This window comes from Bacteroides sp. 14(A), from assembly GCF_000526555.1.
Lineage (GTDB): Bacteria > Bacteroidota > Bacteroidia > Bacteroidales > Bacteroidaceae > Bacteroides > Bacteroides cellulosilyticus.
Genome location: NZ_JAGH01000002.1, coordinates 2,454,995 through 2,477,984 on the forward strand (window position 1 = coordinate 2,454,995; position 22,990 = coordinate 2,477,984).

General features: G+C 36.7%; 27 protein-coding genes and 1 pseudogene. 24 read left to right on the forward strand and 4 right to left on the reverse strand.

Annotated elements, in window-relative coordinates:
• Positions 1-78 precede the first annotated feature (78 nt).
• Complete coding sequence (gene rsmA / locus K429_RS0116800) at positions 79-894, reverse strand: 16S rRNA (adenine(1518)-N(6)/adenine(1519)-N(6))-dimethyltransferase RsmA (RefSeq protein WP_007212359.1); 816 nt, start codon at positions 892-894, stop codon at positions 79-81.
• Between the two features lie 113 nt (positions 895-1,007).
• Here rsmA and K429_RS0116805 point away from each other — a divergent pair, with 113 nt between their 5' ends.
• On the forward strand, positions 1,008-2,000 hold the full coding sequence (locus K429_RS0116805) for a lysylphosphatidylglycerol synthase transmembrane domain-containing protein (protein WP_026367656.1): 993 nt from the start codon (positions 1,008-1,010) through the stop codon (positions 1,998-2,000).
• A gap of 97 nt (positions 2,001-2,097) precedes the next feature.
• Positions 2,098-3,666 (forward strand): ATP-binding protein, encoded by a 1,569-nt coding sequence (locus K429_RS0116810; protein ID WP_026367657.1) that lies wholly within the window; start codon positions 2,098-2,100, stop codon positions 3,664-3,666.
• 113 nt (positions 3,667-3,779) lie between these two features.
• On the opposite strand, the gene K429_RS0116815 is transcribed toward K429_RS0116810, so the two are convergent.
• From K429_RS0116815 to K429_RS0116825, 3 genes are all read right to left on the reverse strand, one after another.
• Complete coding sequence (locus K429_RS0116815) at positions 3,780-4,631, reverse strand: DUF4373 domain-containing protein (RefSeq protein ID WP_026367658.1); 852 nt, start codon at positions 4,629-4,631, stop codon at positions 3,780-3,782.
• A 46-nt stretch (positions 4,632-4,677) separates the two neighbouring features.
• Entirely contained in the window at positions 4,678-5,025 is a 348-nt protein-coding gene (locus K429_RS0116820; RefSeq protein WP_007212364.1) for an SH3 beta-barrel fold-containing protein, read from the reverse strand.
• 188 nt (positions 5,026-5,213) lie between these two features.
• A complete protein-coding gene (locus K429_RS0116825) occupies positions 5,214-5,444 on the reverse strand; it encodes a hypothetical protein (protein ID WP_007215144.1) in 231 nt (76 codons plus the stop codon).
• A 704-nt stretch (positions 5,445-6,148) separates the two neighbouring features.
• On the opposite strand from K429_RS0116825, the gene K429_RS0116830 reads away from it, so the two are divergent.
• From K429_RS0116830 to K429_RS30335, 22 genes and pseudogenes are all read left to right on the forward strand, one after another.
• Positions 6,149-6,682, forward strand: a complete 534-nt coding sequence (locus K429_RS0116830) for a UpxY family transcription antiterminator (protein WP_026367659.1) — start codon at positions 6,149-6,151, stop codon at positions 6,680-6,682.
• A gap of 16 nt (positions 6,683-6,698) precedes the next feature.
• Positions 6,699-7,181 (forward strand): UpxZ family transcription anti-terminator antagonist, encoded by a 483-nt coding sequence (locus tag K429_RS0116835; RefSeq protein WP_007215147.1) that lies wholly within the window; start codon positions 6,699-6,701, stop codon positions 7,179-7,181.
• Positions 7,182-7,199: 18 nt separating this feature from the next.
• The gene (locus K429_RS0116840) at positions 7,200-7,835 is read left to right on the forward strand and encodes a sugar transferase (RefSeq protein WP_007212368.1); all 636 of its coding nucleotides are present in this window, start codon (positions 7,200-7,202) and stop codon (positions 7,833-7,835) included.
• 19 nt (positions 7,836-7,854) lie between these two features.
• A pseudogene (gene rfbC / locus K429_RS28855) lies at positions 7,855-8,408 on the forward strand (dTDP-4-dehydrorhamnose 3,5-epimerase).
• 156 nt (positions 8,409-8,564) lie between these two features.
• Positions 8,565-8,786 (forward strand): acyl carrier protein, encoded by a 222-nt coding sequence (locus K429_RS0116850; RefSeq protein WP_026367660.1) that lies wholly within the window; start codon positions 8,565-8,567, stop codon positions 8,784-8,786.
• Between the two features lies 1 nt (position 8,787).
• Positions 8,788-9,852 carry a 3-oxoacyl-ACP synthase III family protein gene (locus tag K429_RS0116855; RefSeq protein ID WP_026367661.1) on the forward strand — a complete coding sequence of 355 codons (1,065 nt, stop codon included), beginning with the start codon at positions 8,788-8,790 and terminating at the stop codon, positions 9,850-9,852.
• Between the two features lie 4 nt (positions 9,853-9,856).
• Entirely contained in the window at positions 9,857-10,618 is a 762-nt protein-coding gene (locus K429_RS0116860) for an SDR family NAD(P)-dependent oxidoreductase (protein WP_026367662.1), read from the forward strand.
• Between the two features lie 9 nt (positions 10,619-10,627).
• On the forward strand, positions 10,628-12,139 hold the full coding sequence (locus tag K429_RS0116865) for a hypothetical protein (protein ID WP_044096713.1): 1,512 nt from the start codon (positions 10,628-10,630) through the stop codon (positions 12,137-12,139).
• Between the two features lie 188 nt (positions 12,140-12,327).
• The gene (locus K429_RS28860) at positions 12,328-12,819 is read left to right on the forward strand and encodes a hypothetical protein (protein WP_026367664.1); all 492 of its coding nucleotides are present in this window, start codon (positions 12,328-12,330) and stop codon (positions 12,817-12,819) included.
• A 157-nt stretch (positions 12,820-12,976) separates the two neighbouring features.
• Positions 12,977-13,165: a hypothetical protein gene (locus K429_RS29480; RefSeq protein ID WP_026367665.1), complete on the forward strand. Its 189-nt coding sequence runs from the start codon at positions 12,977-12,979 to the stop codon at positions 13,163-13,165.
• Positions 13,166-13,462: 297 nt separating this feature from the next.
• On the forward strand, positions 13,463-14,068 hold the full coding sequence (locus tag K429_RS28870) for an acyltransferase (protein WP_197031249.1): 606 nt from the start codon (positions 13,463-13,465) through the stop codon (positions 14,066-14,068).
• Positions 14,069-14,091: 23 nt separating this feature from the next.
• On the forward strand, positions 14,092-14,925 hold the full coding sequence (locus tag K429_RS0116890; RefSeq protein WP_026367667.1) for an NAD(P)-dependent oxidoreductase: 834 nt from the start codon (positions 14,092-14,094) through the stop codon (positions 14,923-14,925).
• Entirely contained in the window at positions 14,922-16,061 is a 1,140-nt protein-coding gene (locus K429_RS0116895) for an NAD-dependent epimerase/dehydratase family protein (protein ID WP_026367668.1), read from the forward strand. Before K429_RS0116890 ends, K429_RS0116895 begins: the two co-directional genes overlap by 4 nt.
• Positions 16,058-17,101 carry a hypothetical protein gene (locus K429_RS0116900; RefSeq protein WP_026367669.1) on the forward strand — a complete coding sequence of 348 codons (1,044 nt, stop codon included), beginning with the start codon at positions 16,058-16,060 and terminating at the stop codon, positions 17,099-17,101. Before K429_RS0116895 ends, K429_RS0116900 begins: the two co-directional genes overlap by 4 nt.
• A gap of 90 nt (positions 17,102-17,191) precedes the next feature.
• Positions 17,192-17,977 carry a glycosyltransferase family 2 protein gene (locus K429_RS0116905; RefSeq protein ID WP_026367670.1) on the forward strand — a complete coding sequence of 262 codons (786 nt, stop codon included), beginning with the start codon at positions 17,192-17,194 and terminating at the stop codon, positions 17,975-17,977.
• A gap of 80 nt (positions 17,978-18,057) precedes the next feature.
• Entirely contained in the window at positions 18,058-19,080 is a 1,023-nt protein-coding gene (locus tag K429_RS0116910; protein ID WP_155923423.1) for a hypothetical protein, read from the forward strand.
• Positions 19,073-19,825, forward strand: a complete 753-nt coding sequence (locus tag K429_RS0116915; protein WP_026367672.1) for a glycosyltransferase family 2 protein — start codon at positions 19,073-19,075, stop codon at positions 19,823-19,825. The genes K429_RS0116910 and K429_RS0116915 overlap by 8 nt, the downstream gene beginning before the upstream one ends.
• A gap of 30 nt (positions 19,826-19,855) precedes the next feature.
• Complete coding sequence (gene gmd / locus K429_RS0116920) at positions 19,856-20,935, forward strand: GDP-mannose 4,6-dehydratase (RefSeq protein ID WP_026367673.1); 1,080 nt, start codon at positions 19,856-19,858, stop codon at positions 20,933-20,935.
• 114 nt (positions 20,936-21,049) lie between these two features.
• Positions 21,050-21,631 carry a dTDP-4-dehydrorhamnose 3,5-epimerase gene (gene rfbC, locus K429_RS0116925; RefSeq protein ID WP_026367674.1) on the forward strand — a complete coding sequence of 194 codons (582 nt, stop codon included), beginning with the start codon at positions 21,050-21,052 and terminating at the stop codon, positions 21,629-21,631.
• Positions 21,632-21,683: 52 nt separating this feature from the next.
• Positions 21,684-21,902 carry a hypothetical protein gene (locus K429_RS0116930; RefSeq protein WP_026367675.1) on the forward strand — a complete coding sequence of 73 codons (219 nt, stop codon included), beginning with the start codon at positions 21,684-21,686 and terminating at the stop codon, positions 21,900-21,902.
• 281 nt (positions 21,903-22,183) lie between these two features.
• Positions 22,184-22,687 (forward strand): HU family DNA-binding protein, encoded by a 504-nt coding sequence (locus K429_RS0116935; protein WP_026367676.1) that lies wholly within the window; start codon positions 22,184-22,186, stop codon positions 22,685-22,687.
• 61 nt (positions 22,688-22,748) lie between these two features.
• Positions 22,749-22,847, forward strand: coding sequence for a smalltalk protein (locus tag K429_RS30335; protein ID WP_149919918.1), 99 nt, complete (start codon positions 22,749-22,751; stop codon positions 22,845-22,847).
• Positions 22,848-22,990: the final 143 nt, after the last annotated feature.

Below are 22,990 nucleotides of genomic sequence, written 5' to 3' on the forward strand. Positions count from 1 at the left end.
TAGGCGCGGATTACGCGGATTTCACGGATTAAAAGCTACGCGCTCATCCGCACAATCCGCGCCTAAAATCTTTAATTATCATTTTTTGGTTTCATCACTTGTTTCTCTAATCTCTTTCAATGCCTGTTCAACCCGGTTGGTCAGACTGATAAATTCCTGTACTGATAGTTGTTCTGGTCGTTTGTTAAACAAAACGTCTTCCGTCAGCGGACAATCTTTGCCGAGTATCGGCTTTATCGAATTTCTCAGGGTTTTGCGGCGTTGATTAAAAGTCGTTTTCACTACTTGTTTGAACAGCTTCTCGTCACAACCCAACTCTTTCGTTTCGTTTCGCGTCATGCGGATGACTGCGCTTTTCACTTTGGGTGGCGGATTGAATACATGTTCGTGTACGGTGAAAAGATATTCTACACGATACCATGCCTGTATCAATATGCTCAGGATGCCATACGTTTTACTGCCCGGTCCGGCGGCAATACGTTCGGCCACTTCTTTCTGTATCATACCGGTACAACAAGGTATCAGTTCTTTGTTATCCAACATCTTGAAGAATATCTGGCTGGATATATTATAAGGATAGTTTCCTGTCAGTACAAAAGGTTGCCCGTCGAACAGGCGTTGGAGATTCATTTTCAGGAAGTCATCTTCAATGATGTTGTCTTCCAGCGACGGATATTCTTCACGCAGATAGGCTACGGACTCATAATCCAATTCCACCACCTTCACCGGACGTTCTTTTCTCACCAGAAACTGGGTCAATACACCCATGCCCGGACCTACTTCCAGAATGGGGAGGCCGGGACATGCGTCTACCGTATCGGCTATATCCTGTGCCACTTTCAGATCTTTCAGAAAATGCTGGCCGAGAAACTTTTTAGGCTTTACTAATTTCATTTATCAACTAAATCGTTACTTTTGCACCGCAAACGGAGACCGTCCTTTTGGGAAAGTGCTGTATTTGCAGCCCACAAAGGTAATCCTTTTCGACGAAGAATAACGAATTCTGCATGAATAAACTATTAAAAAAGACACTGAAGATCCTTTTACCGGTCGCTTTGGGCGGTTTTATTCTTTATTGGGTGTATCGAGATTTTGATTTTGCACGCGCCAAGGAGGTACTTCTGCATGGAACGAACTGGGGATGGATGCTGTTTTCGTTGTTTTTTGGTGTGATGAGCCATGTTTTCCGTGGCTGGCGTTGGAAACAGACGCTTGCGCCGCTCGGAGCTTATCCAAAGACGAGCGATTGTGTGGATGCTATTTTTGTTTCCTATGCCGCTAATCTTGTTTTACCCCGTGTAGGCGAAGTTTCCCGTTGCGGTATGCTTGCCAAATATGACGATGTTTCTTTTGCCAAATCGCTTGGAACAGTGGTAACGGAACGCTTGATAGATACATTGACCATTCTTTTGATTACCGGGATTACTTTTCTGATGCAGATGCCCGTCTTCCTTCGTTTTTTTGAAGAGACAGGTACGAAAGTTCCTTCGCTGGTGCATCTGGTGACATCTCCCTGGTTTTATGTCGTTCTTTTTAGTATCATTGGTGTATTAGTATTACTCTATTTCCTTCTGCGTATGCTTTCTTTCTTCGAGAAAGTGAAAGGAGTGGTGCTGAATGTATGGGAAGGTGTGATGTCATTGAAGAGTGTGAAGAATATACCGCTTTTCCTCCTTTACACGGTGTTGATATGGGGATGTTACTTTTATCACTTTTATATCACTTTCTATTGCTTTGCTTTTACTGAACATCTCAGCTTTCTGGCGGGTCTGGTGATGTTTGTAGGCGGCACTTTTGCTGTGATTGTCCCTACTCCTAATGGGGCGGGACCGTGGCATTTCGCTGTCATTACAATGATGATGCTATACGGTGTCAATGCTACTGATGCGGGAGCTTTTGCCCTGATAGTACATGGTATACAGACATTGTTGGTTATTATATTGGGTATTTATGGCTGGTTACATTTGTCGTTGGTAAATCGTACGAAACAGAATTCATAAGCAGAAAAAAAAGAATGAAAACAAGATAAATAATCTTGTTTATTTGTTGTTCTATTCTTTTGTTGTAACTTTGTAATTAAAGAAATGGAGGCTCGGTATGGAACAGCAACAAAAATTTTATCCGGTAGGAATACAGACTTTCTCAGAAATCATAGGAAAGAATTATTTGTATATTGACAAGACTGAATACGTTTATCGCATGACGCATTCTGCTTCCAAATATATGTTTTTGAGTCGTCCGCGTCGTTTTGGCAAGTCGTTGCTGACCAGTACGCTTCATTGTTATTTTGAGGGGAGGAAAGAATTGTTCAAAGGACTTGCTATCGAAAAGCTGGAGGCGGAATGGAATATGCATCCGGTTCTTCACTTTGACATGAGTACAGCGAAGCACATGGATAAAGAACGGCTGGACAGTGAACTGGAAAGAAAACTTTTGGAATATGAAGAAATATATGGGCGAGGTAAAGGTGATGTTGAAGTTAACCAACGCCTGCAGGGGGTGATACAACGCGCTTTTCAGCAGACCGGCAAGCAAGTTGTTGTCTTGATTGACGAATATGATGCTCCGCTTCTTGATGTAATGCATGAGGATAAGAATCTGCCCATACTTCGCAATGTGATGCGTAACTTCTACAGTCCGCTGAAAGCCTGTGACCCTTATTTGCGCTATGTGTTTCTGACCGGAATCACGAAGTTTTCCCAACTGAGCATCTTCAGTGAACTGAATAATATCAAGAACATCAGTATGGACGAACCTTATGCTGCCATCTGCGGCATTACGGAAGAAGAAATAAAGGAGCAAATGAGCTATGATCTGGGTTTGTTGGCGGAAAAAATGCAAATAACGCGTGATGAAGTGCTGGCAAAATTGAAAGAGAACTATGATGGTTATCATTTTACCTGGCCTTCACCAGATATTTACAATCCTTTTAGTCTGTTCAATGCTTTTAACGATGGCAAATTTAACTCCTATTGGTTTGGCAGCGGTACTCCTACTTATTTGATAGAGATGCTGAATAAATTTGGCGTTCTTCCATCTGAAATAGGCGGAATAGAGGCTGTTGCTGCGGAGTTTGATGCTCCCACGGAGCGTATGACCAGTATTACTCCCTTGCTCTATCAAAGCGGCTATATCACAATAAAAGGTTATGACAGTGTTTTCGACATATATACGCTTGATATTCCTAATAAGGAAGTTCGTATTGGATTGATGCGTAATCTGATTCCTTCATATATCACAAATGATACGTTGACTACCACTACTATGGTTGTAGACCTGGCACGTGCTTTATCTCGTGGCGACATGGATGCTGCTTTGCGTTTATTACAGAAATTTCTTTCTACGATTCCTTATTGTGATAATACTGATTATGAAGGGCATTATCAACAGGTCTTTTTTATCATCTTTAACCTTTTGGGATATTATGTTGATGTAGAAGTACGTACTCCCCGTGGTCGTGTGGATATGGTGATGCGCAGTTGGACGACTCTCTATGTTGTTGAGTTGAAACTTGATAAGAGTGCTGATGCGGCTATGCAGCAGATTGACCTGAAAAATTATCCCGAACGTTTTGCGCTGTGCGGACTTCCGGTAGTGAAGGTGGGTATAAATTTCGACACGAAACGACATACGCTGGCTGATTGGAAGATAGAACCCGTTAAATAATTGTGGGGCTACAATACCTTGTCTACAAGAAGTTAACTTCTTGTAGACAGGAAGTTAGCTCCTTGTAATCCTCTGATAATCAGTGCCTGTTTTAGCCTCTGATTTTGCGTTTTTTATCCTTGTGTGCGTGCCTTGTTCAGTGCTCCTATCAGATATTTCCCTTTGCTGTTCACTATACTCCACTTGGTTGCGTGTATTATTTTCCAGACCTCGTTTCCCAGCCGTCCGTAGTCGGACAACTTCAATATCGCTTTCGTATCATTCGGATCGTTGATATGCAGTCCGTCCAGTGCGAGCAGGAGACATTCCAGGTTGTGGGTATTCTTGTTGTAGGCATATCCCGGAAACTCAATGAAAGAATATTTCCTCCATACCCCGACATCCTCCCCCGGCGGGGGAGTTAGAGGGGGAAGTTCTCTATTTTCGTTTGCTTTGTTTTGTTCTGTTTTGTTTTGTTCGGAATTGTCGGCATTTTCGGTGAAATTGTCTGCATCCTGCATGCAATTTTGAGGGTTTTGCATACCATCGGCCTCTTTATCGACTTTGCCGTCTTTACCGCCTTTATCACTTTCTTCCGTCTTCACCAGCATGTAGGGCAGGGACTCTAAGTCCCTTTTCCTACGTTTGGTTGCTTCGAGCCATACTCTCTGGATCTCTACGGAAGTCAGTATTCCGTGTTCCTTATAGGTTTCTTTGTCGAAGAACCCCTTTTCCATCAGTGTCTCCACAATTCCCTGCATCTCTTCTTTCGCAATTTCCCTTCCCACTTTGTTGGTGAAGAGTGTACACTGTTCTTCATTCCATGCCATGTAGTATCCGTTTTCCTTGTATATCTTGCACACTAATTTCATGACTGCCGTTTCCGCTTTCATTCCATACCTAGCTTCTATCAGTTCCATAGCCACTTCTTCGAAGAAGCTCACCTGAGTAGGAAAATAAGGTATGCTATTGTATATCATTGCCATAACTTCATTCTTTAATTGTTAATCATTAATCATTAATTGTCAACTGTCAATTGATCGGTCTCCATTCCAGAAAGTTTTCCAGCTGGAAGCTTCTCCACGCCTGTAGTTCTACATCCCAGTAGATGATGTGCCCTTCTATATGATGTATATCGTATTTCCGACGGAAACATTTTTCGTATGGAAGTAGTGTTGCTTTTACAAACTTGAAGGTTCCGTCCTGTTTGTAATATGCCACAAGTGCATATCCATACTGCATGTGGCTGATGAGGCTTTCAATTCTGTCGGTCATCCATAGTGCTGCGTCTTCCGTGTAGGCTTTTTCGAGCATGATTCGTATTTTCCATTTCTTTCTAAGTGCTTCATAGATTGAAGCGGGTTTCTTTAGTTTTCTCATTGTGTTTAATTTTAAATTATTAATTCTTAGTTCTTTAGTTGGTGTTTATGTCGGGCATAAAAAAAGAGAAGACATCACTTTGGGGATAAAGCGACATCTTCTCGATTTGCGGGGCTTAATCTTTGCTAAAGCGGGGGCAAAGATATAGTAGATTGTATATAGGGTGTCAATATTTAATTATTGTCCATTTATTTCTTATCTTTATTCTTGTTTTTACTCTTCTTCTCCATCACTTTTTGTAGATGTTCACCTCTCCAGATTTCTCCCAATTCTATTTCTATTGTCTTGGCTGATAGTGGAGTATTGCTGTCGGAGAGAAAAAGTCCCCATTCAGCACCCTTGTCTGCCAATTCGTGAATGGATATGTTTTCTTTTTTACCGAAAAATCCCTTGTCTCTCCAATTGAGCAGTTCTATCATCCCTTCTTTTCGATATTTGGGAAGTATCCCTTTTACTACTCTACCTTTAGGGCGTCCGGGTTTTCTCTTAATCTCTGATACATTGCCTCTTAAAGGTGAATTTTCTGCCTGTTTCAGGCCTTTTTTTCAAGGCTTTTAGCCATCTCTTTTTGTTTCATAATTTCACTTATTTAACGTAATAATAAAATATATATTAAATGTTTGATTTGAAAAACGGGCAAAGGTAAGCGTTTCTTTTGTTTACAGGCAATAGGAGTGATAGAAAAAGTTTTTTTGCTAATAATAAATATGAGGGTAATTTGTTGTATAATAGAGTAATACGTTGTATTTATAGGGGTGTCCAAAAAACGTTCGTTTAATGGGCACAAAGATAATGGGTATTTTTTGAATGTGCAAAATGTTTAATAAAAATATTTTTATGCTAGGCTCTTTTTACTGCTATATCGCTGATTATCAGTCTAACTTTTTTGTCGATAAATATATTTAATATCCTTTCATTTTTGTCCTTTTTTAATTTCTTATTTTTCTCAAATCTTGACGCCCATTAAACGAACGATTAAAAAATACTTTTTTGAGTTTAATGTCTTCGTTTCTATCTTATTAAGTTAAAAAACTATTTGTTTCGGTTTGAAAGAGAATATGTCTCGTTCAAACCGCGAAGCGCACCCGGAACTATACTGAAATCCTCAATAGTTTTCTTGCAAGTGATTGAAAATCAGAAATATTGGTTTGCCGCCCGTACTCGTGATAAGCAAGAGTTTGCTGTCCGAAAATCCCTAGATAAGTTTAAGGCAGAAGAGGGTCTGGATCTTGATTACTATCTTCCCACGCGAACTATGGTATCTCAGCTGAAGTATCGCCGTAAGCGTACTGAGGTTCCTGTTATTCGAAATTTAATCTTTATCTACGCTACTAAGCAAACTGCCTGTGATCTTTCCAATGTTTATGGTGTTCGCCTTTATTATATGAAAGACCTTTTCACTCATTCCATGTTGGTGGTCCCTAATAAACAAATGGAAGACTTTATATTTATTATGGACTTGAATCCCGATGGAGTCAGTTTTGATAGCGAACCCTTTGCTATAGGGAATAAAGTAAAGGTCATCAAAGGGGATTTTAGCGGCATTGAAGGTGAGATTGCCACACAAGCCAATAAAACCTATGTTGTTATTTGTATCAAGGGTGTCTTAGTTGCAAGTATTAGAGTCCCCAAGTCTTATCTGAAGCTAATCAACTAATTATATATTAATCTCCATGAATTCTTTACTTTCTTGTGCTTTTGAGCTTCAACATGTCGCTCATGAGCTGATGTATCTTGGTATGGACGGTGAACCTATCTATTCCGATACTTTTTGTCGGTTGAATAAGGAAGTTCTCGTTAAGTCCAATTCTCTTTTTTCCTCTAAGAGTTCCGATATCGAAGAAGAAGCCAATCTGTGTCTGGCACTTTTGATGGGTTACAATGCTACGATCTACGATTATGGAGATAAAGAGCAGAAGAAGCAATCTGTATTAGACCGCGCTTATAACATTCTGGAACAACTTCCAGCTTCCTTGCTTAAAGTTCGTTTGCTGACTTACTGTTATGGCGAAATTTATGAAGAGGGTTTGCTTCAAGAAGCTCATTCCATTATGGATAAGTGGGACAAAGGAACTTTAACTTCCGAACAAGCGGAAGTTATGGAAGAATTGAAGAATATTGAAGAGAATCAATATCCTTTTGAAATATTACAATGACAAAAATACTTATACCGTATGGAATCTATGGAACAAAATGATCATTTTATTCCTGATGGAATGAATGATTTCGAACGCAGTGTAAAACGCGTTGGCGATTGTTTGCTGGCTTTTATAGGTCTTATTATTTTTTCGCCTTTATTTTTGATTTGTTATCTTGCAGTAAAGCATGAAGATGGTGGTGCAGCCATATTCAAACAGGAACGTATTGGACGTTTTGGTCGTCCCTTCTACATTTACAAATTCCGTAGTATGAAGTTGGATGCCGAAAAGTATGGTCCGGCACTTTATGCCGGTGGTAAAGATGAACGCTTAACAAAAATCGGTAAATTTCTTCGTGAACACCATTTAGATGAACTTCCCCAACTTTGGAATGTCTTTCTTGGTGATATGTCTTTTATTGGTCCCCGTCCGGAACGGAAGTTCTATATAGATCAGATCATGGAGCATGATCCTCGTTATCGCTATTTATTTCAGATCCGTCCGGGAGTTACTTCGTATGCTACTTTGTATAATGGGTATACGGATACAATGGAGAAGATGTTACGTCGGCTGCGGTATGATTTGTTTTATTTGGAACGTCGCTCATGGTTTTTTGATTTCAAGATACTGTTTATGACGTTTATGAATATTGTGTTTGGAAAGAAATTTTGATATTGAAATAATCAAGTAGATGAATATAATTCAAACTTCTATAGACGGAGTTGTGATCATAGAGCCTCGTCTTTTTAAAGATAACTGCGGTTATTTTTTGAGTCTTTTAATCTGAATGAGTTTAAGGAAAAAGTATGTAATACGACTTTTGTACAAGATAATGAAAGTAAGTCCAGTTATGGAGTAATTCGTGGTTTGCATTATCAAAAACCGCCTTTTACTCAAAGTAAATTAGTACGTGTTATAAAGGGAGCGGTTTTAGACGTTGCTGTAGATATAAGAAAAGGCTCTCCAATCTTTGGACGGTATGTTGCTGTAGAATTGACTGAGGATAATCATCGACAGTTTTTTATTCCGAGAGGTTTTACTCATGGATTTTCTGTTTTGAGCAAAGAGGTTATTTTTCAATATAAATGTGATAATTTCTATACTCCTCAACATGAAGGAGCCATTGCTTGGGATGATCCTGATTTGGGGATTGATTGGAGGATACCAATGAATAGAATTGTATTGAGTGAAAAAGATAAGAAACATTTAAAGGTAAGAGATGAAGAATGTATATTTAATTATTAAGAATCTTTTGCCGATAACCATTAGAATTAAACCTAATAAAATTAAAAATCATAGTCTACTTTGACATCTATCATAGGAGGCATTGGAAATCGTTTTTCCAAATACTATATGTTAAAGATGGACGCAAACTATCTATTTATTAAATTGAATTATAATATGAGTTTACAAAAATTTATTGAGAAATTTGCTGAAGCAATTGAAATGGAATCAGTGGAAGGTTTAAAAGAAGGTACAAGATTTAGGGATTTAGACGAGTGGAATTCATTAGCAGCATTATCGGTTATTGCAATGTTTGATGAAGAATATGATAAGGAATTGAAAGTTCCGGATTTTAAACAAGCTAATACGATTGGCGATTTGATTAATCTCTTGAAATAAGATGGCTTTTATTCAGATAAGAAACGTTGAGATTAAGGGCATAAGTGCTTGTGTGCCACAGAGGATAGAGAGGAATCGTGATTATCCTTATTTATCTGCTGAGGAAATTGAGAAATATATATCTACCATTGGAGTAGAGGAGCGTCATTGTGCCATTCATGATGGTACTATCTGTACTTCTGATCTTTGCTGTAAAGCGGCTGAGAGATTGATTGCTGATTTAGAATGGGATTCTTCTGAAATAGAATTATTGGTATTCATTTCTCATACGGCAGATTATAAGCTTCCATCTACTGCGTGCATTTTGCAGGATAGATTAGGTTTGTCGAAGCAATGCATGGCATTTGATTCGCCCTTGGGGTGTTCGGGTTTTGTGTATGGATTAGGGATGGTAAGTAGTATTATTCAAACAGGAATGATAAAGAAGGCGTTACTTTTGGTTGGTAATACACAATCGTTCTATGCAAGTCCTGAAGACCAGAGTACCGCTCTGTTATTCGGTGATGGAGGGGCTGCTATTGCATTGGAGTACAATGCGGATTTTAAGAATACAATAGACTTTCATTACATGAGTGATGGTTCTGGAAAAGATGCATTGATTGTACCGGATGGAGGTTGCCGCAACCCTTTCACTGCTGATTCGTTAAAAATGGCAGAAGATGTGGGAGGATATCGTAGGAGTAGACTTCATGAAAAAATGGATGGACTTGAAGTCTTCTCTTTTGCAACTGTCAATGTTCCAAAATCATTAAAGGGATTAATTGATCGTTTTGTAATAGATATAAATCAGATTGATTATCTTCTTCTTCATCAGGCGAATAAATTTTTGTGTGAAAAGATTCGTAAGAGAGTGAAGTTTGATGCAACAAAAGTGCCTTATAATATTGATAAATTTGGGAATACAAGTGGTGCTTCCATTCCATTATTAATGGTTACCAATCTTTCTGGGCAGCTAAAAACGGAAAATCTAAATTTTATTGCGACAGGATTTGGTGTAGGTCTTTCTCTTGGCAGTGTACGGTTTAATACTAATAAGATAATTTGTCCTGAACTTTTATATTTATAATTGTATGTATAATCCATTTTCATTATCCGGAAAAATGATAATTATTACCGGTGCTTCATCCGGTATTGGTCGACAGTGTGCGATAGATTGTAGTAAGATGGGAGCTAGAGTGGCTCTTATAGCTCGTAATGAAGAGCGACTGAAGGAAACAAGAGGAAAAATGGAACGACCTGAAGAACATTTTTATTATTCACTTGACTTAGCTCAATCGGATAAGATAATGGAGCTGGTGGAAAACATAGTTATCAGTCATGGCAGAATAGATGGTTTTATCCATGCTGCCGGGATAGAGAAAACGCTTCCTGTTAGGTTTTTGTCTACGGGGGATTACGAAACAGTGTTTCGTGTAAATACTTTAAGTGCTTTTGAATTTGTTCACTGTTTCAGTAATAAGAAATTCTTTAATGATAATGGGCATATAGTCCTAATATCTTCTATCACTTCCATAATTGGCCGTGGAGGAGTATCCGCTTATGCAGCTTCAAAAGGGGCTATGGTCAGTGCTGTTCGCTCCATGGCACTGGAGCTTGCCAGAAAAGGTATTTGCATTAATTGTATCTCGCCGGGTACGATTCTCACCCCTATGATGCAGGATTTTCTATCGACTCTTTCGGAGGAAGAATATAAGAAGCGTATTGGCGGTTTTCCACTGGGATTGGGCGAAGTGACTGATGTGTCACAACTTTGCCTCTTTCTCCTTTCAGACGCGTCGCGCTGGATAACCGGACAGAATTTAGTGATTGATGGTGGTTATACAGCACAGTAATTTAAGGCTATGGATAAGAATAAGAAAATAGCTAAAAATACATTGTTTTTGTATCTAAGAATGTTTCTGGTTATGGGAATATCCTTATACACAAGTAGAATTGTATTGGAGACTCTTGGTATAGTAGATTTTGGTATATATAATATTGTAGGATCTACAGTACTTCTATTTTCTTTCCTTTCCACTTCTCTCACAATAGCTGTTCAGCGTTATTTAGCTTATGCCTTAGGAATTGGAGACCTCAATAAATTTAGGCTATTATTTAGTCAGGCATTTTGGGTGTATTTGATTCTTTCTTTATTTATTCTCATTATTGCTGAGACTGTAGGATTATCTATTTTGTATAACTACATTGATATACCTGAAGGACGATTTAGAGCTGCGTTTTGGACTTATCAATATTCTATATTTACTTTTATTATTGGTATTATTAGGTTACCTTATAATGCGGCTATATTGGCTTATGAAAAGATGTCTTTTTTTGCATATACAGGTATTGTGGAAGTCTTTTTAAAGCTATTGATAACATATCTTTTAGTGATTTTAGCGTTTGATAAGTTGATCTCTTATTCAGTACTTCTTTTGGGTGTCTCTGTTGTAATTTCAGTTTGGTATCATTGCTATTGTTTTAAAAACTTGAATGGTTGTAAATTGAAGTTCTCGATTGATAAGTCCGTAATTAACGAATTGGCTAAGTTTTCCGGATGGTCTATGTTGTCAAGCGCTTCTTCAACTCTTACAAATCAGGGAGTTAATATTCTTTTGAATAATTTCTTTGGCGTATTGATTAATGCAGCTAATGGGATCTCCGTACAAATAATGAATGCGCTTAGTCAGTTCTTGGTAAATTTTCAAATGGCATTTAATCCTCAAATAATAAAGTCATATGCAAATGGGGATTATAAATATCTTCGTTCCTTGATTTTTCGTGCCTCTTTAATATCATTTTATTTAATGATATTAATTGCAATACCTTTAATGACTAAAATGGACTATATTCTTTCTCTTTGGTTAAAGACAGTTCCAGAATATGCATGTGATTTTTCAATTTGTATCATAATATCATTCCTTATGGAAAGTTATGCCGGTCCTCTTTGGATGACTGTGCAAGCTGTCGGTAAAATTAAACGCTATCAAATAATTATATCTTCTCTTTATCTATTGAATATTTTGGGGAGTTTTGTCTTCTTATATGCAGGGTATTCTCCTTTATCTGTTTTTATTATTAGGATAATTATTTCAGTAATAGTTTTTTTAGCAAGGGTATTTCTGTTGAATTTTCTGTTAAAATTCTCTGTCAGAGATTACTTCCTAAAGGTAATGCTGAAGTCGTATATAATATTTATTGTTCTGTTCTTTATTTCTTATCATATAGGACTTCATTTACATGGCTTTTGGGGGCTAATTTTATTTATCATTATTTCTGTTTCTATTTCTTCTACTTTCATCTTTTGTTGTGGATTTGAAAAAACAGACAGAGATACTGTTATCAGAATAATATTGAAGCGTGTGGGGAGGTAATTAATTTTCCTGTTTGTTATTGTTTACTAATTTTTATTGTATGCGAAAGATTAAGTTTTTCGTTAGAGGACTTATTTCATTATATGATTTATATATAAGGCCTTTGGATAAAACGATATATGGATTTTGTGGAAAAGGTGTCATTTTGCAGCCCCCGTTAAGAGTTTGCAATCCTAAAAATGTTTTTTTTGGAAGATGATGTGAATATATTTGGAAATTCAAATTTGATTGTATCAGTGTCTGGTAAATTTATTATGAAAAAGAAATCAGGTGCAGCGCAGGGGTTAACTGTCGTGACTGCTAATCACCCAACTAATCCTGATATTGGGAAGTGGCATAAAGAGGTATATAAAGATACTTCTACTGATGTTGGTAGTCATGTTATAATAGAAGAGGACGTTTGGATTGCATCCAATGTAACATTATTGCCAAATGTAGTTGTTGGAAGAGGGGCAATTGTAGGAGCGGGTTCTGTTTGCAGAAAATCTGTACCTCCCTATTCAATAGTAATGGGTAATCCAGCTAAGGTTGTTGGGTTTAAATATACAGTTGATGAAATATTGGAACATGAGGCTGAATTGTATCCTATACAAGAGAGATTGTCAAGGCAAGTGTTAGAAAAAAACTATAATAAGTATTACTCTAATCGGATAAAAGAGATTGCTCATTTTGTAAAATGACTCTATTTATTTACAGTTATAATATTATTATATGTGTTTAATAATGTATCTTTTTTCTTTTTTTTAAAGAGTTTATGGATTGCGGTTTCGTATATATCGTTTTGGGTGACAATACATATTTCAATCATTTGGTTGTAAATCTGCTATAATCTCTCCTATGAGTATTGATGGATCTGAAAATATTCGGATTGGCAATCGGGTATATGTGGCATATAAGACCTGGTTGGCGGCCTTGCCTCATACAGGAGAAGTGCCCTGTCTGCTCGAACTTCAAGATGGTGTCACCATCGGACATTTCAATCATATTTATGCCACAAAGAAGATAATTCTTGAAAAAATGTATTGACAGCCGATAGAGTATATATCTCTGATAATCTTCATGGATATGAAGACATGTCTATACCTATTAAGAATCAACCTATTATTCAGCTTGGAGAAGTGGTGATAGGTGAAGGCTCTTGGCTCGGAGAAAATGTATGTGTGCTGGGAGCTAAAATAGGGAAGCACTGAGTAATCGGTGCAAACAGTGTGGTGACGAGGGATATACTGGACTATTCAGTGGCTGTGGGAATACCTGCAAAGATCATTAAATATTTTGATTTGGATAGAAATGAATGGATTTGCAATGAAAATAATTTATATTATGGAGTGGGTAAAAAGGATCTTCTCGTATGGGAAAAGAAGACTTCCCTATTTGTGGCATAAGTATCAATACGCAGCAGTAGATGTTACGACTTACATTATGTCCCCTATTGTGATAACTCCTCGCTATTTGAGATGTGGAAAGAATGTATATGTAGGGGCTCATGCAAGGTTAGAGGGGGTGTCTAAATATAATGATATTTGTTTCACTCCTCTTATTGTTCTAGAAGATGGTGTTAGTATTCAACAGAATCTTCATTTAACCTGTGCTAATTGTATAATTATTGGGCAAAATACAGCTATTGCTGCTAATGTAACCATCACAGATATTCATCACCCATACGATGAAATTTCAAAGCCTATCGAAAAGCAGAATATAAAAGTCGGTTTTGTGCGGATAGGAGCGGATTGTAAAATTTATAATAATGCGGTAATTCTGCCTAATGTAACTCTTGGAAGGCACGTCACTATTGGTGCCAATAGTGTCGTTAACCATGATATTCCTGATTATTGTGTTGCTGTTGGCAATCCAGTTCGTATTGTGAAACGATATGATTTCGACAAAAAGGAATGGCGGAGAACTGATTTAAAAGGGAATTTTATTTAGAAATCAATTGTAATTTTATAAATATGAAAATATTAGTTACCGGTGCTCATGGTTACATCGGAAAGCATGTTGTGTCCACTTTGTTGGATAATGGATGTTCTGTAACAGCTTGTGACTTACATTTACAAGGTATTGATACTCGTGCGAAACAAATAGAAAGAGATTTGTTCTCTTCATTAGACGGAATCTTTGAAAAGTTAGGAAGCCCCGATGTGTGTATCCATCTAGCTTGGCGTGATGGTTTTGTACACAATTCCAAGAATCATATCCTTGATTTGTCTGCACACTATCGTTTCTTGACTTCCTTGATAGACGGAGGGTTGAGACAGTTGGCTGTCATGGGAACTATGCATGAGGTGGGCTATTGGGAAGGTAAGATAGACGAAAATACGCCATGTAATCCCATTTCATTGTATGGCATTGCCAAGGATGCGCTACGCAGAAGTATGATTCAATACTGTTCTTCGCATCAGTGTCTGTTGCAATGGTTACGTGGATATTATATCCTTGGCGATGATCGCAAGAATCATTCTATCTTTAGTAAACTGCTACAGGCTGCCGATGAGGGTAAGACAATTTTTCCGTTCACTACTGGCAAAACGAAGTATGACTTTATAACAGTGAGTGAACTAGCGCAGCAAATCGCTATTGCTATCTCACAGACAGAAGTAGCAGGTATCATTAACTGCTGTTCGGGTAACCCTGTCACTTTGGCAGAACAGGTAGAAAATTTCATTAAAGAATATCAGCTGGATATAAAACTGGAGTATGGGGTTTTCCCAGATCGCCCCTATGATTCTCCCATTATCTATGGAGATGCCACGAAGATACAAACAATTTTGAAGAATCAGTTATGAAACATATACTTATTACAGGTGGAGCCGGTTTTATCGGCTCAAACTTGGCTCTTAAACTTCTAGCCAAAGGATATGAGGTTACGGTATTGGATAATCTTTCCAGACAGATTCATGGTGAGAATCCCGAAGAGACTTCTCCTCTCTATAACTCGATTAGAGGTAAAGTGAATTTTATTCTTGGTTCTGTGAAATCTAAGGAAAATTGGTTGAAAGCTCTAGATGGCGTGGAATGTGTGGTTCATCTTGCAGCTGAAACGGGTACGGGACAATCCATGTATGAGATACAAAAATATGTAGAGACCAATATCGGTGGAACGGCATTGTTGCTTGATATTCTGACGAATACAAAACATTCTGTAAAGAAAGTGGTGGTAGCTGAAAGCCGTGCTATCTATGGTGAGGGTAGATATTATAGTGATGATTTGAAACAATACGTGTATCCTATGGAGCGTACTGAGAAAGATATGTGTATGGGTGATTTTGAGGTAAAGTATCCTGGTTGTCATAAACCTTTGATTTTAGTGGGAACGACGGAAGATTCCCTAGTGCATCCCACTTCTGTCTATGGCATCACGAAACAGGTGCAAGGTCAGCTAGTTCACCTTGTCTGTCCATCCATAGGAATTGGTGCCGTATCTTATCGGTATCAGAACGTATATGGTCCTGGACAATCCTTATCCAATCCATATACAGGTATTCTTTCCATCTTTTCTACTCGTATAAAGAACGGCAACGGGATTAATATCTTTGAAGATGGAAAGGAAACGCGAGACTTTGTATATATTGATGATGTGGTGGATGCAACAATATTAGGTATTGAAAAAGAAGAAGCGAATGGCCATGTGTTTAATGTTGGTACAGGGGTGGCAACTGATGTACTGACTGTGGCTCATACTCTCTGTGATAAATATGGGATAGATGTGCCTATTACAATATCTGGTAATTTTCGGTTGGGGGATATTCGTCATAACTATGCAGATATTACAGCTGCCCGTACAATATTAGGTTTTGAACCGAGATGGAGCTTCAGTGATGGAATCGGTGAGTTTTGTAAATGGGCGAATAAACAGGAAGCAGTGGAGGATAAATATGAGGCTTCTATTGAAGAAATGAAAAAGAAAGGGCTATTTAAATGAAAATCCTGTTTATAGCTAATCCTCATTTGGATTTATATAAAGATATTGAAGCAGAATTACAGAAACAAGGACATGAGGTAGTGACTATTGCAGATGAAATTTTGAAAATAGATCCATTTTATAAATCAGGTAATTTCCTTTTTCTGAAAAAAATATTGTTTTCTATCTCTAATGTACATACCTCATTTTGGAAGCGAATAATAAGAATAAATGCTCATTTATCAGAACGTTATGATTTGCTGTTAGCTCTAAGCGGTTCTTCTATTGGTGAATATTTAATTAAATATCTTGAGGCAAAGAATCCTAATATAAGAAAAGTTTTATACACATGGGATTCTTGTAATTATTATAATTTTAATCGGCTTGTTCAATGGTTTGATAAATGCTATACATTTGATCTTCTTGATGCCCAAGAAAGTACTCATTGGAAGTTATTGCCAATTTACTATATACCTTCTACATTATCTCATGAAGTGCAGAAAAAATATGATCTCTTTTGCATAGGGACAAATCATGATGGGAGATATACATTATTAAAAAGAATCATGCCACAATTGATTGATAATAAGCTGAAATTTTATATCAAATTGGTAGAGTTGAGAAATAGCGTACCATTAAAATCTAAGTTGAAATATTTTTTAAAAAAGTATTTGAGTCCAATTGAAAATGAGGAATTTTTGGATGAAATGGAATTTGTGATGGGCAATGATGAGATTGGAGTGGCGAGTGATGAGATTGTAAATCATGATGAATATGATAGATATAGTAATATGTCAAACTGCATACTCGATTCACAACGTGAAGGGCAAAGTGGATTGACCGCTCGGTTTGTTTGGGCATTAGCTAATGGACAAAAGATAATAACTACTAATAAGTATGTAGTGGATTATGCTTTTATAAATGCAGGACAGGTTTGTATTATAGATAAGATGAATCCTGTAGTGCCAGTAGATTTTGTAAAATCTCCTTTATGTGAAGAAAATGTTACAGATGTAACATTTCTTAGAATAGATAATTGGGTAAAAGAATTATTAGCATAGGAATGGGGTGAATCCCTTTCAGCACTTTTTATGGAATGCATATTTCATGAATAGTTTATAAAGAGCTTTTGAATATCTAGATGATTGTATATGGGGAATAATCCTAAAATTTCGATAATAACAGTTTCTTTTAATGCGGTTAAAGTAATAGAAGAAACAATTGTATCAGTGATTAATCAAACTTACACAAATGTGGAATATATAATCATTGATGGCGGCAGTACTGATGGCACAGTAGATATAATAAAAGAATATGCTGATAAAATATCCTATTGGGTAAGTGAATCGGATAAAGGTATTTACGATGCAATGAATAAAGGGGGAATTAAAGCATTAGGCGATTTCTTATATTTTTTAAATGCAGGTGATTCTTTCTATAATAAAAGTAGTTTGATGAGTGTAGTAAAAGAAATAGAATTAAATGAAAATGTTGATGTTTATTTAGGAAATATAATTTGCTCTTTTCGAAATGTGCTAATGGGAGTGGTGAAAGCTAGTTCTTTTGTTACGGCTTGGTATACACCACCACATCAGGGGATGTTTATTAAGCGAGCATTATTTGTAAATATGTTGTATGGTCGTTCTTATAGATTGCTGGGTGATAGGGAGTTTCTATTGAGATTAAGATATGAAAGAAATGCACTTTTTAAATTAATAGATGTTGTAGTTAGTGAATATGATTTAGGGGGACTATCTAGCTCCAGACAGAATTCTTTAATTCTTTTTCGAGAAGCCAAATCTTTAGCAAAAAAATACGATGGAAATTATATGTATAATTCTTGTTATCAATATTTTAAGGCGTTACTTAAGTATATGTCATCTTATCTTATATCAGATAATCTTTATTTTAGAATACTATATTTTGGAGCTAAATAATGAATTCACTGTTTAGGCTATATTTTATTTCTTTATTCCTTCCTGCATTTTCTGTTTTGTTTTTATTAATAGGACTCAATGTGCAAAACAGAATTATGTGGTTACCACTAGGAATAATTTTTTTCTTAATTTATAAGCATTGTACTTGCTCGAAAGTAGATCTACCTATTCTTTTCTTGTGTTCTTTCTTTTTTATATATTGCTTTGTTGCAGTGGAACATTCATGGAATGTTCCTATGTATATTGGTTATTTTTTGACATTCTTGTTGCTCTTTGTTACAAATATAGTAATCAGAGATTGTAGAGATGGTTTTTTGTTGTTTTTTAAAAGGTTTTTGCTTGTAAATTTTGCTTATGTTATTTTTCAGCTTATTTGTTTAAACTTAGGGTTCGATGAATTAGCTATGATTCACAGTAATTTGCCTGCTCAAAAAGCAGCAGAATATACTATACCTATTTTTCTGGTTAAACCATTCTATAGATATACTGGATTGTTTAATGAATCTTCTCCATTTGCTTTTTATCTATCTATTTCATTTTGTTTCTTTGGTATTTTTGAAGAATGCAAAAGATACAAGTATTTGTCTTTGTTCCTTTTACTCTTTAGTGGTGCAAAATTTGCTTATCTGTTTTTATTACTTCATGCGTTTTTTTTTATAAAATCAAAAGTGGTAAAATTATTTGCTCTGTTAACACTAATTAGTAGTTTCCTTCTTTTTATTTATTATGCGGATGATTTGATTCTTATGACTAATGGGGAAGTAGCAAGTATTTTTGCTCGTTTTAATAGTTTTGGTAATTACTCTTCTGATATTAATTATTGGGGGCTAGGGCTACAGGAATCTTCTGAAGGTAAAGTTTCTCTTGATTTTTTTTCTATTTTAACATCTGGATTTGGGTATTGTGGGTTGGTATTTATTTTTATATGTTTATTTTCTTTTTATCATTTAATTCAAAACAGAGATAAAAATTATTTTTGTATTCCATTTTTTTGCGGTTTAATGTCTAGTGGTTCTTTTCTTATTTTACAATATAGTCTATTAAGCTATTGCTTGATGTATTTACATAATAATCCTATAAATAACACTATTGAATATGAATGATTTGGTGTCAGTTATTATGCCAATGTATAATGCGGAGCCTTTTGTAAAATATGCAATAGAATCTGTCATATCCCAGTCTTATTATAATTGGGAGTTATTAATAATAGATGATTGCTCTAAAGATAATTCAGCAAAAATAGCCAAGGAGTATGCTGAAGGAGATGAACGTATTTATTATTTGAAGACAGAGCGTTCTTCGGGTTCTCCTTGTATACCTAGAAATATAGGTATTTTAAGATCTAGTGGTCGATATATAGCTTTTTTGGATAGTGACGACGTTTGGTTACCCAATAAACTTGACAGACAGTTACCTTTGTTTGATGATTTATATACCGCAATTGTTTTTTCTAATTATGAAAAGATGAATGAGGATGGAGAACGACATAATAGATATATAAAAGTGCCTGCTTATACAACTTACAAACAGCTACTTAAAGGGAATGTTATAGGTTGTGTTACTGCAATTTTTGATACCCAAAAAGTGGGTAAAATATTTTTTGAAAATATTGGGCATGAAGACTATGTATTTTGGCTAGCAATATTAAAACAAGGTTTTATTGCCAAAAGTGTGAATTCCGTAACAGCTCTTTATCGGGTTAGGCATCAATCTATATCATCCAATAAATGGAAAACACTTAAATGGCAATGGAATATATATGTGAATATAGAAAAGACTGGCTATATAAAAGCTATATATTATTTTTGTTGTTATGCTTATAAAGCTTTTATGAAAAGTCGAAAATGATAAATATCGTAAAATGAATTTTATATATAGATGAAAAAGGTAGCACTAATCACCGGAATTACTGGACAAGACGGCTCATTCCTTGCCGAATTCTTAATTGAAAAAGGATATGAAGTTCACGGCATTCTTCGCCGGTCATCATCGTTCAATACTGCGCGTATTGAACATCTTTATCTGGATGAATGGGTTCGTGACATGAAACAGGAGCGTTTGATAAATCTTCATTATGGAGACATGACGGACAGTAGTTCACTAATCCGAATTATTCAGTTGGTTCAACCAGATGAAATTTATAATCTCGCAGCACAAAGTCATGTGAAGGTGAGTTTCGATGTACCTGAGTATACGGCAGAAGCAGATGCAGTGGGCACCTTACGTATGTTGGAAGCCGTGCGTATTCTTGGATTGGAGAAGAGGACGAAGATTTATCAAGCTTCCACTTCGGAATTGTTCGGCAAGGTGCAGGAAGTACCCCAAAAGGAGACAACTCCTTTCTATCCCCGCAGTCCGTATGGAGTAGCCAAACAGTATGGTTTTTGGATAACGAAGAACTATCGAGAGAGTTATGATATGTTTACTGTCAACGGTATTCTGTTCAACCATGAGAGCGAGCGGAGAGGAGAGACTTTTGTTACCCGAAAGATAACGATTGCAGCTGCACGCATTGCTCAAGGGCTTCAGAATAAATTGTATTTGGGTAACTTGGATGCCCGTCGTGATTGGGGATATGCCAAGGATTATGTGGAATGCATGTGGCTTATTCTGCAGTATGATGTGCCAGAAGATTTCGTGATAGCTACGGGAGAAATGCATACAGTTCGTGAATTTGCGACTCTCGCTTTTAAGGAAGTGGGGATAGAACTTCGCTGGGAAGGTGCAGGTGTGAACGAAAAGGGCATTGATGTGAAGACGGGTAAGGTTTTGGTAGAGGTTGATGCAAAGTATTTCCGTCCTAGCGAAGTGGAGCAGTTGTTAGGAGATCCTACTAAAGCAAAAACTTTGCTTGGTTGGAATCCTACGAAAACAAGCTTCTCCGAATTAGTGAAAATAATGATTAGGCACGATGTGAAATTTGTGAAAAAATTACATCAAAAGGAAGCAGGAGAGTAATAAAATACTTGTATATGGACGGTGATATTAAACTTTGGAATCCTATATTTTTTTCAATAAATATTGATTATGATTATAGAGGTGACTTAATCGTTTAAACCATTTATCTTTTTTATGAACGTAATAAAGACTGATATAGACGAAATTGTGGTTATTGAACCACAGATATATAGTGATTCTCGTGGCTATTTTTTTGAATCTTTCAATCAAAAAGAATTTGAAGAGAAAGTTTGTAAAACTACATTTGTGCAAGATAATGAAAGTAAATCTTCTTTTGGTGTACTACGTGGTTTGCATTTCCAGAAGCCACCATTTGCCCAAAGCAAATTAGTGCGTGTTGTGAAAGGGGCTGTATTGGATGTAGCAGTAGATATCAGAACCGGTTCTCCAACTTTCGGTCAGCATGTTTCCATAGAACTTACAGAGGATAATCACCGTCAATTTTTCATTCCTCGTGGTTTTGCTCATGGCTTTAGCGTTTTGAGTGAAGAAGTTATTTTTCAGTATAAATGTGATAATCTTTATGCTCCTCAATATGAAGGTGCTATTGCTTGGGATGATCCGGATTTAGGCATTGACTGGCATATTCCTAAAGATAAAATGCTACTAAGTGAAAAAGACAAAACACACCCTAGGTTAAAAGAGACAGAATGGTTATTTGATTATTCAAATATGCTTTATTGTGTTCCTGAATAATTAATGATCATGAGCATAGAGAAATGTGAATATAATTTATTAGGGAATAATAATGGATGTAAATTATAAGATTATTGATACCCAGCGAATCATTGATTATATTACTTCTTTTCCTAAAGGTGTTTCCGTAGAGGAGATCATTCAAAATTCCGGTGCTGAAAAGTTACGGGTATATCCCGCTCTTTTTGAATTGGAACAGAGTGGATTCTTGGAAGTACTGGAGAGGGAAGAGCTTGGAGCACCATTAATCGTACGTAAGAGAATATATTAAAAGAAACGACAGGTAACAGCGGTTATTTTGTTTTAGGCAGCAGCCGGGATTACTCCGTAATAAGGAGTGGTTCCGGTTGTTTTATTTAATTGTGTATCTTGGTTATAATGGTTGTGTAGATAAGTAGTTTATTCATAGCGCTTTATGATAAACTCTGAAATAACCGTCCTGGTTATCCAGTTTTCTTTGGCTATTCCTGAATATATCCTCACCTTTGCATCGTTGGCCAACACAAGAATACGTAAAACGAAGTTGAACTAAAATGTAAAAGGAGGAAGATTATGCCTTTATTGTATTATGCGAGACAATCGCAGTTGAAAACGAAAGATGGGGTTAAGCAGTGGCACCTAACATTGAAGAAAGTAGGAAGAGCTGTAAGTTTACAACAGTTGGGAGAGATGGTAGCTGAGAAGTGCTCGGCAACGCCGGGTGATGTACACAACGTAATCAGGAACTTGATGTCGGTGATGCGGATGCAGCTGCTGAATAGCCGTACGGTTCGTTTGGATGGTTTGGGAACATTTACGGTGATTGCGCGGACACGTGGCAAAGGGGTAGATAAAGAGAAGGATGTAAATCCGAATCAGGTAACATCCCTGCACTTCATGTTTACTCCTGAATATACACGTCCGGCGGCATTGGGAACCACGCGTGCATTGTGGCAAGGTGTGGAGTTTGAAAAGTGGACGGGTGGAACTGTTACTGATGGAAATGAAGGTTCCGATGATGGTAACGGAGGAAATGCCGGTGGTGACGGAGGCCTCGATGAGAATCCACTTGGGTAAGTGGAGAATTGAGAGTTGGGGCTGCGCGGTCCATTTATTATTAAAGCACAAAGTAATTAACATGAAAAAAGCGGTTTTGAATAAGATTCTGAAAATTGTAATAGCAGTGGCTTCGGCTATATTAGGAGCTTTGGGAGCTAATGCGATGAATATGCGATAAAAATATCGTGATTATAAAAATGAACGGTGGGAATATGGTTTGATGGACTATATCTCACCGTTTTTTTCTATATCGGGGTACTATATACACTTGCTATTTCGTCAAAATTAACACTAAAACGTAAAAAAACAGCTTGAATTATG

Excerpts from the sequence above, each read along its gene's own strand:
- K429_RS0116860 (WP_026367662.1), top strand. The coding sequence starts at position 9,857 with ATGTATAATCCATTTTCATTATCCGGAAAAATGATAATTATTACCGGT.
- rsmA (WP_007212359.1), bottom strand. The coding sequence starts at position 894 with ATGAAATTAGTAAAGCCTAAAAAGTTTCTCGGCCAGCATTTTCTGAAA.
- K429_RS0116855 (WP_026367661.1), top strand. The coding sequence starts at position 8,788 with ATGGCTTTTATTCAGATAAGAAACGTTGAGATTAAGGGCATAAGTGCT.
- K429_RS0116810 (WP_026367657.1), top strand. The coding sequence starts at position 2,098 with ATGGAACAGCAACAAAAATTTTATCCGGTAGGAATACAGACTTTCTCA.
- K429_RS0116835 (WP_007215147.1), top strand. The coding sequence starts at position 6,699 with ATGAATTCTTTACTTTCTTGTGCTTTTGAGCTTCAACATGTCGCTCAT.
- K429_RS0116815 (WP_026367658.1), bottom strand. The coding sequence starts at position 4,631 with ATGGCAATGATATACAATAGCATACCTTATTTTCCTACTCAGGTGAGC.
- K429_RS0116900 (WP_026367669.1), top strand. The coding sequence starts at position 16,058 with ATGAAAATCCTGTTTATAGCTAATCCTCATTTGGATTTATATAAAGAT.
- rfbC (WP_026367674.1), top strand. The coding sequence starts at position 21,050 with ATGAACGTAATAAAGACTGATATAGACGAAATTGTGGTTATTGAACCA.
- K429_RS28870 (WP_197031249.1), top strand. The coding sequence starts at position 13,463 with ATGGAGTGGGTAAAAAGGATCTTCTCGTATGGGAAAAGAAGACTTCCC.
- K429_RS0116905 (WP_026367670.1), top strand. The coding sequence starts at position 17,192 with ATGGGGAATAATCCTAAAATTTCGATAATAACAGTTTCTTTTAATGCG.
- K429_RS0116930 (WP_026367675.1), top strand. The coding sequence starts at position 21,684 with ATGGATGTAAATTATAAGATTATTGATACCCAGCGAATCATTGATTAT.
- K429_RS0116895 (WP_026367668.1), top strand. The coding sequence starts at position 14,922 with ATGAAACATATACTTATTACAGGTGGAGCCGGTTTTATCGGCTCAAAC.
- K429_RS0116850 (WP_026367660.1), top strand. The coding sequence starts at position 8,565 with ATGAGTTTACAAAAATTTATTGAGAAATTTGCTGAAGCAATTGAAATG.
- K429_RS29480 (WP_026367665.1), top strand. The coding sequence starts at position 12,977 with ATGAGTATTGATGGATCTGAAAATATTCGGATTGGCAATCGGGTATAT.
- K429_RS30335 (WP_149919918.1), top strand. The coding sequence starts at position 22,749 with ATGAAAAAAGCGGTTTTGAATAAGATTCTGAAAATTGTAATAGCAGTG.
- K429_RS0116915 (WP_026367672.1), top strand. The coding sequence starts at position 19,073 with ATGAATGATTTGGTGTCAGTTATTATGCCAATGTATAATGCGGAGCCT.
- K429_RS0116865 (WP_044096713.1), top strand. The coding sequence starts at position 10,628 with ATGGATAAGAATAAGAAAATAGCTAAAAATACATTGTTTTTGTATCTA.
- gmd (WP_026367673.1), top strand. The coding sequence starts at position 19,856 with ATGAAAAAGGTAGCACTAATCACCGGAATTACTGGACAAGACGGCTCA.
- K429_RS0116840 (WP_007212368.1), top strand. The coding sequence starts at position 7,200 with ATGGAATCTATGGAACAAAATGATCATTTTATTCCTGATGGAATGAAT.
- K429_RS0116805 (WP_026367656.1), top strand. The coding sequence starts at position 1,008 with ATGAATAAACTATTAAAAAAGACACTGAAGATCCTTTTACCGGTCGCT.
- K429_RS0116820 (WP_007212364.1), bottom strand. The coding sequence starts at position 5,025 with ATGAGAAAACTAAAGAAACCCGCTTCAATCTATGAAGCACTTAGAAAG.
- K429_RS0116825 (WP_007215144.1), bottom strand. The coding sequence starts at position 5,444 with ATGATAGAACTGCTCAATTGGAGAGACAAGGGATTTTTCGGTAAAAAA.
- K429_RS0116890 (WP_026367667.1), top strand. The coding sequence starts at position 14,092 with ATGAAAATATTAGTTACCGGTGCTCATGGTTACATCGGAAAGCATGTT.
- K429_RS0116935 (WP_026367676.1), top strand. The coding sequence starts at position 22,184 with ATGCCTTTATTGTATTATGCGAGACAATCGCAGTTGAAAACGAAAGAT.